The sequence below is a fragment of the Mycobacterium asiaticum genome, assembly GCF_001673315.1.
Taxonomy (GTDB): Bacteria; Actinomycetota; Actinomycetes; order Mycobacteriales; family Mycobacteriaceae; genus Mycobacterium; species Mycobacterium asiaticum_B.
In genome coordinates this window covers 109536-119333 of sequence record NZ_LZLQ01000111.1, presented here as the reverse complement: position 1 = coordinate 119333, position 9798 = coordinate 109536, and the positions used below count along the sequence as shown (strand labels likewise).

At 63.1% G+C, this 9798-nt stretch carries 7 protein-coding genes, 1 tRNA gene and 1 pseudogene; 5 read left to right on the top strand and 4 right to left on the bottom strand.

Annotation, left to right across the window (positions count from 1 at the left end; translation table 11 throughout):
• Positions 1-101: 101 nt before the first annotated feature.
• Both A5636_RS17460 and istB read left to right on the top strand, forming a co-directional pair.
• Positions 102-173, top strand: a tRNA-Thr gene (locus A5636_RS17460).
• Positions 174-221: 48 nt separating this feature from the next.
• Positions 222-939 (top strand): annotated as a pseudogene (gene istB, locus A5636_RS17455) (IS21-like element helper ATPase IstB); the annotation flags it as partial.
• A 1715-nt stretch (positions 940-2654) separates the two neighbouring features.
• Here istB and A5636_RS17445 read toward each other — a convergent pair.
• Entirely contained in the window at positions 2655-2993 is a 339-nt protein-coding gene (locus A5636_RS17445; RefSeq protein WP_065159884.1) for a hypothetical protein, read from the bottom strand.
• 474 nt (positions 2994-3467) lie between these two features.
• Positions 3468-3773: a CDGP domain-containing protein gene (locus A5636_RS17440; protein ID WP_065159901.1), complete on the bottom strand. Its 306-nt coding sequence runs from the start codon at positions 3771-3773 to the stop codon at positions 3468-3470.
• 361 nt (positions 3774-4134) lie between these two features.
• Between A5636_RS17440 and A5636_RS17435 the strand changes: the two genes are divergently transcribed.
• Positions 4135-5115, top strand: a complete 981-nt coding sequence (locus A5636_RS17435) for an alpha/beta hydrolase (protein WP_065159900.1) — start codon at positions 4135-4137, stop codon at positions 5113-5115.
• 113 nt (positions 5116-5228) lie between these two features.
• Positions 5229-5723: a nitroreductase/quinone reductase family protein gene (locus A5636_RS17430; protein WP_065159883.1), complete on the top strand. Its 495-nt coding sequence runs from the start codon at positions 5229-5231 to the stop codon at positions 5721-5723.
• 214 nt (positions 5724-5937) lie between these two features.
• Here A5636_RS17430 and A5636_RS17425 read toward each other — a convergent pair whose 3' ends face one another.
• Positions 5938-6687 carry an SDR family NAD(P)-dependent oxidoreductase gene (locus A5636_RS17425; RefSeq protein WP_065159882.1) on the bottom strand — a complete coding sequence of 250 codons (750 nt, stop codon included), beginning with the start codon at positions 6685-6687 and terminating at the stop codon, positions 5938-5940.
• Between the two features lie 383 nt (positions 6688-7070).
• Between A5636_RS17425 and A5636_RS17420 the strand changes: the two genes are divergently transcribed.
• Complete coding sequence (locus A5636_RS17420; protein WP_065159881.1) at positions 7071-8087, top strand: alpha/beta fold hydrolase; 1017 nt, start codon at positions 7071-7073, stop codon at positions 8085-8087.
• Positions 8088-8093: 6 nt separating this feature from the next.
• Here the strand turns inward: A5636_RS17420 and A5636_RS17415 are convergent, their stop codons facing one another.
• Positions 8094-9749: a PE domain-containing protein gene (locus tag A5636_RS17415; RefSeq protein WP_065159899.1), complete on the bottom strand. Its 1656-nt coding sequence runs from the start codon at positions 9747-9749 to the stop codon at positions 8094-8096.
• Positions 9750-9798: the final 49 nt, after the last annotated feature.

Here is a 9798-nt window from a genome sequence, read left to right as displayed (position 1 = left end):
CGCTGCCCGGCCGGCGGGTGCGCTCGACGTCCCGGCCGGTGCGGTCCCAGCGCATCGTCGACGGCGGCCAGTAACCGGTTAGGCTTGCACCGGTTTTACCGGCCTCCTTAGCTCAGTGGTAGAGCACTCGCCTTGTAAGCGAGCGGTCGTCAGTTCAATCCTGACAGGGGGCTCTATAGCTGTGCTGATACTCGAGCTGCTAGACCGTGGTTTATGGCGTTGCTACGTCGGATCAGGCCACCGCCGAAGGGCTGTCACTGACCGTCGCGCTGGAACGGTTACTGGCCGCCGAAGTCCAGGAGAGCACCGCGCGACGGCTCGCCGGCCGATTGCGGTTCGCCTGCCTGCCCACACCAGCCACACTGGCCGACTTCGACGTCGATGCCGCCGCCGGGATCGACCGTCGCCTGATCGATGAGCTGGGCACGTGCCGCTACCTGGACACCGCGACCAATATCTTGCTGATCGGCCCGCCGGGCACCGGAAAAGACACATCTTTCGGTCGGACTAGCCAGGGCCGCAGCACATGCCGGGTATCGGACCTACTTCACCACCGCCGCCGATCTGGCCGCCCGCTGCCACCGCACCGCGATCGAGGGACGATGGGCCACCACCATGCGCTTCTACGCCGGCCCGACCCTGCTGGTGATCGACGAGCTGGGATACCTACCTCTCCCCGCCGAGGCGGCCTCGGCACTGTTTCAGGTTGTCTCCCAACGATATTTGAAGACCAGCATCGTGATCACCACCAACCGCGGCGTCGGCGCCTGGGGTGACATCCTCGGTGACACCACCGTCGCTGCCGCCATGCTCGACCGGCTGCTTCACCGCTCCGTGGTCATCAACCTCGACGGAGAGTCCTACCGCCTACGCGACCACCACGCCGCCGCAGACACCCTCCGCCGAGCCGCCACCGGCACCCGCCAACCGATACACTGACCCGGCCATTAGGTGGGGAATTTCGGTAAGCACACCCGGGGACTTCCGATGAGCGCAGTCAGGGCATCGGATTTGCAGCAATAGCACCGGCACCACCGCTGCCAAAAATGGAAGAGGCTTGGGAGTTCCAGTGTGACCGTTGTGGCGCTTGGCAGAATGTCGGGTGGGATGAAAAGACCGCAGAATGCTGGCGATGCTCTGACGTTCTGTTCGACTCGGATGTGACCGGTTCCTGAAGCCGCTTGGATCTCACTCCCGGGGGGCCACCCTGTTGGCTTGCTGGCGTCGGCGGCGCTTGCGCCGCGCTGCCGGTAGGCTCGAATCCCAGATGTGCGACAACCTCTGCGGCACAGCAAAATTCCGCTATCGCGATGCTCGTTTAATCCGTTCTCGCATAACACATGTCGAGGCCGCTGAATGTTATTGACGCCGCCACACTTTCGGGTCAGATCAGTACGCGATCGGCAGGTTGGCCGGGTATCAATCCCCTTTTGGGGGGCGTTGTTCAGGCGTTGAGGGAGCTTGGTTCCGTACCAGGCGAGTCAAGTTGCCCTCGGGCTTGCGCTCGATCGCGGAGAAACTTGCCCTTCCTAATACCAGGACTATTGACGCGGTACTTCGCGTTCACCAAATGGGTGTAGTCGATCGACACATGCCAAGGTGACTTGTCGTCTTCTCCTCCGTCGTCGATTACGCCCAACGCGGGCAAGTTCAACTCCTCGTCTTCGGCTCGGCATTCGGAGACCGTCACGGCCCAGATTCCGGCCACGTCCTTCAACTTGACGTCATTGCGATAGGCGGCTGCGCCGCCAGGGCGTCCACCGTGTTCTGTCGATAGCAAACCCCTATGGTTGGTGGCTGGCGTAAAGGCCGTGCTAGCAATCTCTCCTGTTACAGCATGAATTTCGATGTTGAATACGACTCGGAGAAGTTGCGTGTCATCGTCGAGTGGGAGTTCAGAGGCCAACCTTGCTAGACCCCTCGGCAGATGAAGTTGACGAGGTCATCCACGGTCGGCTGCTCGATAACTCTCTCGCTGTCATCACTTCCATTGGGCGCGAAGACATTCAGAATCAACTCACCTTCACCGGTGACTTCGGCCGAGTAGTCATACCGCCCCGACGACCACTCCATATAAATGCCGCCGTCCGCAGTCGGAGTGGGCTGCGCAGCCGCCAGACACCGGCCAGGTAGCACTTGGACAGCCGTCAGATATAGCTCGCGGGCCGTCTTAGTAGGCGCTAGTGAGCCTGGCCCGCGCCATCCGTCCTGCAGAGCCCAAACGCGGTCCATTTTTCGTGCGACGAGTTGGCGGGTGCGCGTTTCATTCGCTCCTGCCTCTTCCGCCGCGTACGAAAGGACGACCCGGCCGCCAAGTGCCGAACGTACGTGAGTGACAGCGCCAGCCTCCGCCGCTGAATACGACACGAACACCGTTGCGATCACATGCTCATCGCCTCGTAGTTCAATAGCCGTGCCTGGTGGCATGTGCGATGTGTCTGGCAACCGAACGAAATGCGACCACGGAGACGACTCATCGAAGAGGGCCAGCTGCTGCGGATCAGTCACTTTGGCCAGAAAGCGAGAGGCCTCGTTTACGTAAACGTAGTCATCGTCTAGAAGGAAGCCGTGTAGCCCGGACCCGGCAACCACCGGAAGGTTCTCGCCTCCGGTCAAGCCACTCGAGACCTCAGGACCCTCGATTCCCGTCGAGCTCATTTCGCCTCGCCCTGCTGCCTTTGCCGCTCAACTTCCTGCTTCTTGCGCTGGTAGGCAGCAGTCAGCAGCTCACCGAGTTCGCCGGCATTCTTGTAAGTGAGATAAACCGAGCCGCGCACATTGGGGGTGACGGTGATCTTGGGAGAAGGCTTCCCAGCGAACGGCGGTATGTGACCCAATGCTAGGTAGAGCCCTTGACCGTCGTCAGAGAGCACGAAGATGTTAGACACGCCCGCTTCTCGATAGAGATCTGTTGGCCAAGCAACCTGCGCCTCAACAGTCCCTTCGTCTGCGCCTTCGCTAATTGGCAACAATGTCCCCTCTACGTCGTTCACGCCCGGTACTGCAGTCAACGCACTTACGGTAAGACCTGATCCCAATTCTGGGAGTAAAATTACCGCGTCGCGCGGTAGTCGTCACCTGGTAGTTTCCTGTCCTCTCACTATCCAGTATGCGTCAGCCTCACTCACTTGTTCGTCACCGGCATGATGACAGCACGTCTCATGTCGAAGCACCCGAGGCCCACGCTCCGCGCCATGTGCCTAGGCAACAGCGGTGTCGGAATTTGCCCACTGAGCTAGGTGATGCCGTCAGTCGTTTCGCTGGCACGACCATGGTCAGGCAAGGCAACGCGCCGATCACCGACAGGATGCCGTGCCCACGTTTTGCCCACACTTTGCCCACAGTTACAGATATCTCCACTAACGACCACTAACGTCAAACCACAGCTAGACGCGTTGACGCCCCCTGGCCAGGCACTGAAATACAGTTCAATCCTGACAGGGGGCTCTATCTTGGCTCGACGCCGTTCAGTCGTCGATGTGCATCGGCGGGTCAGCGAAACCTGGATCACCCGGAGCCTGGCCAGGACCCATCACATCGCAGTGCTTCACCGGCGCCAGGAAGGAACTGGCGCCCCGGGGCACCCAGCTGGCCACTGCCACGCAACGCTCCCAGGTGCCGTCCGGCTGAAAGGGTCCGTCGCACTTGCTGATAACGCCGCCCCCATACACGCAGCCGGCATTGGCCGGTGGGGCTGCGGCTATCAGTCCGCCGGCGACCACCACAGCACTCAAGCCCGCGAGGGAGGCGGCCACACCACGTGGCGACGTCATCTTCGATGCAGCCATTGCGCCTCCTAGGATTTGCTGACTCAATACTGCACTGTCAACGGCCTCGATGTCAGCCACCCCTCAGCAGGTAACTCCGTACAGCATGACCGCTTGCATGATTGCCGCATCGACGTTGCTTGCTGCCGCCGTGCGCTGCCGTTCGCGGCAGCGGAGATATCGACCAGGTAGGCGACTGCTAGCCGGGTCGATGCCACGCCCGCGGGTGCCACGCCGGAATCGCGCCCCCGACGCAATCGACGAACTCTCGCCGATTCCCTTCCAAGTGCTCGGCGAGGTCACGGTGACCGCGGCACTAGCGTGTACGCCGTACTCAACACCGGGCCGGAAGTGCAGGGACGCGCCGATGAACATCACCGACGACATGATCGACCCGCAACTGCGCAGACGCGCCAAGATCATGCGGGCGCTCATGGCGAATCAAGACGAACGGAAAATCAGGCGAATGAGGCGACTCGACGCCGCGCTCGGACGCTATGCCCAGCGTCGACGGAAGTCGGGTATGCGTGAGGAGACGGAGTGGATCACCCGCTCGGACGGTACGCGGCTACGGATCCTGGTGTACACACCGCTCGAGCCGCAGGCCGGCGTTGCGGGGATGCTGTACCTGCATGGCGGCGGTTACGCGCTCGGTTCCCCCGACCTGGAAGCAGTGGGCTGCAGAGCGTTGATCGAGCAGAGCGACTGCGTTGTGGTCTCGCCGGACTACCGACTGAGTACCGAAGCCCCCTACCCCGCAGCTCTCGAGGACTGTTACGCCGCGTTGCTCTGGCTCAAGGACAACGCCGAGCGCTTGGGAGTGCGAAGCGACCAGTTGGCAGTCACGGGAGGTAGTGCCGGCGGCGGCTTGACCGCAGCGCTGACGCTGTACGCGCGGGACAAGGGGGAAGTAGGCGTCGCCTTTCAGATGCCGCTGTATCCGATGATCGACGACCGGTCGACGACGCCGTTTGCCCAACACAACGACGCCCCCGTGTGGGACGCCGCTACGAACAAGGCGGCGTGGCGAATGTATCTCGGGGATTTGTATGGCACAAAACAGGTTCCGGCCTATGCCGCACCCGCCCGTGCCACCGACTACCGCGGTCTCCCACCGACGTTCACCTTTGTGGGTGACATCGACACCTTCCATGACGAGACCGTCGCCTACGTCGATGCGCTGCAGGCGGCAGATGTTCCCACTGAGTTCCGGGTCTTCCCGGGCTGCTACCACGGGTTCGAGGGGTTCGCGGGCAAGGCCGATGTCAGCCAGCGAGCGATCCAGTACCGCAATCGTTGGTTCCGGCGGGCACTCGACACCTATTTCTGTCCGCAGCCCGGAGGCTGAAGGCATCCGACCGGCTATCGCAAGGCGGCTTCCCCGAAAGCTAGCGCGCGAGAGAGTGATTTCATAAGAATGGGTTCGTACCGCAACTGACGGCAGTCAAGGGGGAATGATCAATGGGTGACGCCGACGCTGCTGCGATTCGGGCCGAACGTAGTAACTGGATGCAGGAACATCTGGCGATGTACCTGGACTCCGGCGGAACCCAGGGGCACATTGTCGATCTCAGCGGGCTCGGTGGTCGCGAACTGACGACGCACTGCCTGATCAAGTACAAGGGCCGCAAGTCCGGCAAGACTTACATCAAACCCCTCATCTACGGCAATGTCGGAGGTGAGATTGTCATCGTCGCCTCCAAGGGTGGCGCGGATACGAACCCCGAGTGGTACCTCAACATCGTGGCCTGCGAAACCATCGGTGTGCAGATCGCCACCCAGGCGTTCGAGGCTAAGTGGCGCGAACCGGAGGCGACTGAGCGCCACGAGGTGTGGGAGTACATGAGCCACCTCTACCCGCCATATGTCGCGTATCAACGGTCGACGAGCCGGCACATTCCGCTGGTGATGCTGCGGACCGTACGGCCGATCGACGTGTTCCGGCCGGATGCGTAGTTGACCAGTCGAAGGTGACGATGGTCTTGTCGACGGGTCCGGCTGCCGAGGCTTTCAGTGTTTCCAGCGCCTTATCGAAAGGCATTGTGCCACCGATTATTACGGCGTACTGCGGGTTTGCCGCGAGATCTTTGGTTACCTCGAGCAGAAGCCGCTGCGCGCGTTCCAGCACGCCGGGCGTTGCGACACTGTCGAATTCATTCAGCGACACCCATTACACGGTGAGGTAGCCGCCGTCGACGGCCAGGGTGGTGCCGGTGATGTAGGACGCCGCGTCGCTGCACAGGAACAATACGGCCGGCGAGATCTCGGCCGGCAAACCCATCCGTGCCATCGGGGTGTGCCGCATCTCGGGCTCGAGCAGCTCGGGGATCTCCTTGATCGGACTGGTCATTCGGGTGTCGATCACCCCGGGCGCCACGGCGTTGACGCGTATTCCGTCCTCGACCCAGCGGCGCGCGAGGTTCTTGGTGAAGGCGACCATCCCCGCTTTCGATGAGCTGTAAGCGGGCACCGCGACGGCGGATACGAACGCCGACATCGAGGCGATGGTGACGACACTGCTGCCACCGGCCGCCGTACTCGCTTTCAGCCTGTCGTGACACGCCATGGTGAGGCGCATGTGGGCGACCATGTTGACAGCGACCGACCCGGCATACCCGTCGGGATCCCACTCATCCTTGTGTCCCGCATAGGGCCCGCCCCCGTTGTTGATGAGGATGTCGAGGGCGCCGAGGGAATCGGCGAGGGCGTCGATCGAGTCTGTGTCCGACAATTCGCACTGGGTGAAAGAGAAGGCACTCAGGTCGGTATCGGGATAGTCGGCCACCGATGCGCGGGTGCCGGTGACGGTGACGCTGGCACCCGCTTTGGCGAAGTCGGCGGCGATGGCGTGGCCGATTCCATTGGTACCACCGGTGACCAGGACGTTAGCCCCGGCAAAGTCGAACCTGACAGTGTTCATTCTCCTGACCTCAATTCGTCGATCGACATGCCGAACCAGGGGCCTCGACGCACACAAGCACTGCTCACCGGCCCCGAAGAATTCTCGGACAAGGCCCTCTTACAGGTCGGGAGCTGGTCCTCTAGGACTGTAAAGGTAAACCTCCGCGTCGGTGAGCGCGTCGCCGCGATCGATCGGGCGAACCTGCGGTCCCTCACCGGAAAGGCATCCGGACCGGGACCCTATTCGGTCGGCTCGCCGACTTGGTGCTTTCAGTTCGCAACGCGCCGCAGCGGCGCCGTGAGAATGCGTTTAGAAACCCCCAAGGATGTTGCAAGGCCCGCACCACAGACTCACTTCACCAGGAACAAACCGTTCACACCGAAGTGACCTAGCAGGCCAAAATGAGCAACCTCCGAACGATCACATTGCACGGCGACCGCGTCGCATACCGCGACGAAGGCGCCGGCGAGGTACTGCTGTTGATCCACGGCATCGGCGGCAGTTCGAACCACTGGCAGGCGATCATCCCCGCGCTGGCCAAGAGATACCGCGTCATCGCCCCGGACCTACTGGGGCACGGGCAGTCCGACAAGCCCCGCGGCGACTACTCACTGGGTGCGTTCGCCGTTCTGCTCCGAGACTTCCTTGACGCTCTCGACATCCCCCGCGTGACGATCATCGGTCACTCCCTTGGCGGCGGAATCACAATGCAATTCGCCCATCAGCACCGCGACTACTGCGAGCGGATGATCCTGATCAGCAGCGGCGGGCTGGGCGGTGAGGTGAACCGCATTCTGCGCCTGGCGTCGATGCCCGGATCCGAATTCCTCTTGCAGCTTGTCTCCTCCAAGCCGGCGATCAAGGCGCGCAGGGCTTTTGCCGCGCTGAAGTCCGACGACCCGAATGCGCCGCGGCTGAGCGAACATTGGGAAGCCCACGCCGCATTGTCGAACCGGCAAAATCGGCAGGCGCTGCTGCGGACACTGCGCGCCGTCGTGGACCGCAAAGGTCAGTTCGTCTGCGCACTGAACCGGTTGCACTGCAACGCAAGTGTGCCCGTGCTGATCATCAGCGGAGACCGGGACCCAGTCATCCCCGTTTCACACGCATACGCCGCACACGAGGCGATGCCACACAGCAGCCTGCACATCATCCCCGGCGCCGCACACCACCCGCACGCAGAACGAACCGAGACTGTGGCGAGTGTGATCGACGACTTCATCGAAGCAAACGGCGGGACAGCGCAAACCCCCGCCGCCGCTGCGGCGGTATCCCTCACCGACTGGTCTGCCTCGGCCCATTCCGGCTCCGGCCCTCGGTCACAAGCGGTGGTGGAGCGCATCAGCCGTCAGCGCTCCCGTCGGCACCTGCAGGTGGTACCGGCCGTCCCGGACGAAACCGAATACCGTTGCGGCTGAACGCAGCTAGGCCGCGATCGACTCAACCAGGTCGCGGCCGATCGCGAACGGGTATTGGAACGTCGCCGCGCCGATCTGCTCAGCACCGTCGCGTATCTCGCTGAGAATGGTCGTCGGATCACCGGTAAAGAGAGATTCGAAAATGTCCCATGCGGCATATTGCGGCGCGGTGATGAGGTTGCGGAAGTCGACGAACAGCCTGGTCGGCAGATTCGCCGGACCGATAGGTATGCCGTCCCAGCTGGTCATGGTCCAGCCACCCCCCGGACTGCCGGTGACCAGGACCTGACCGGTGTTGGGCAGCGTATGGGTCAGCAACAGTGACGGATTGGGGTTGTCGACGTTCATCAGCGTGCCCACACCGATCGTGAATGCACTGGAGTACGCGACCGCCGGGGTGCCCCCGTTCGCCATGGCGTTGCCGTAGATGGTGTTCATCGCACCGGTGAAGTTGCGATTGAAGACGATCCCGTTGATGTCGGGCCCGAACCCCAGGTTCGGAAAGAGCGGGAAACCCAGCGTCCACGCCAGGGGCCCCACCAGATACACCACACCGACGGGGATCTGCGGCATGCCTTCCATCCAGCCGGCATTGATCTCGTTGAGCCCGGGCAGGATCTGCGGGTTGGCGAACAGCCCGTGGGCCGTCTCCTGGGTGCGCAGCAGCTGCGACGCGAAGATCCCTGAGTAATGGTTCGCCGGGGCCAACAGAGCGCCGACGTTCGCTGCCTCCTGCTGCCCGAGTTGCGTGAGCGCGACGCCGGGCACGGCGGTGTCAATCCAGCCCTGCGCGTTGGCTATCGACTCCGCGTGGCGCACGAAGTCGATGACCATGGGCTGCTGGCCGCTGAGCGGAGTGGCGAATCCGCCAGTGCCGATGAACAACCCACCGCGACCGTCGGGCGCACCGCCGACGCCCAAGCCACCGTTGCCGAAGAGCAGCGCCTGCCCACCGGCACCCCCGGGACCACCGCCCATGCCACCGTTGCCCATCCACCAACCGCCCGCACCGCCGAAACCGCCTGTACCGCCGCCGAACCCGGCACCGCCGGGACCGCCGTTGCCGATCAGGCCCGCGTTGCCGCCGTTACCGCCGCGCACCATGCCTGCGGTCTGGTTGTAGCCGGCCCCGCCGTCGCCGAACAACAACCCACCCGGTCCACCGTTGGGATTCGCCGCGGTGCCCGCGACGCCATGGCCGATCAGCGCCCGCCCGAACAGCATCTCGGTCGGGCCATTGAGGATCGGGTTCAACGTCTGCCCGAACGGACTGCTGATCCAAGCGTCGCCGGCGGTGTGAATCGGGCCGTAGACCAACGTCTGGAATCCACTGGCCAGCGACGAATCCAAGGTCGCGGCGACACCCTGGATCGACGCGACGATGACGGCCTCGGTGCTCGCATACGACGCCGCCGATGCGGTCAATGTCGCTACGAACTGCTCGTGATATGTCGCGGCCTGAGCGGCAGCGGCTTGATACTCGTTCGCGTACCTGCCGAACAACGCGGCGATGGCCGCCGACACCTCGTCGGCGCCCGCTGCCGCCAGCGCGGTCGTCGGGGTCACCGCGGTGAGATTGCCGGTGAGCACCGCCGCCCCGATCTGCGCCGCATTTGCTGCTGCCGTCTCCAACAGGTCCGGCGCCATGAGCACAAAAGACATCGCCATACCCCCAGTGCTGTCGCGTAGGGACATCATGGTCCTAACGTCG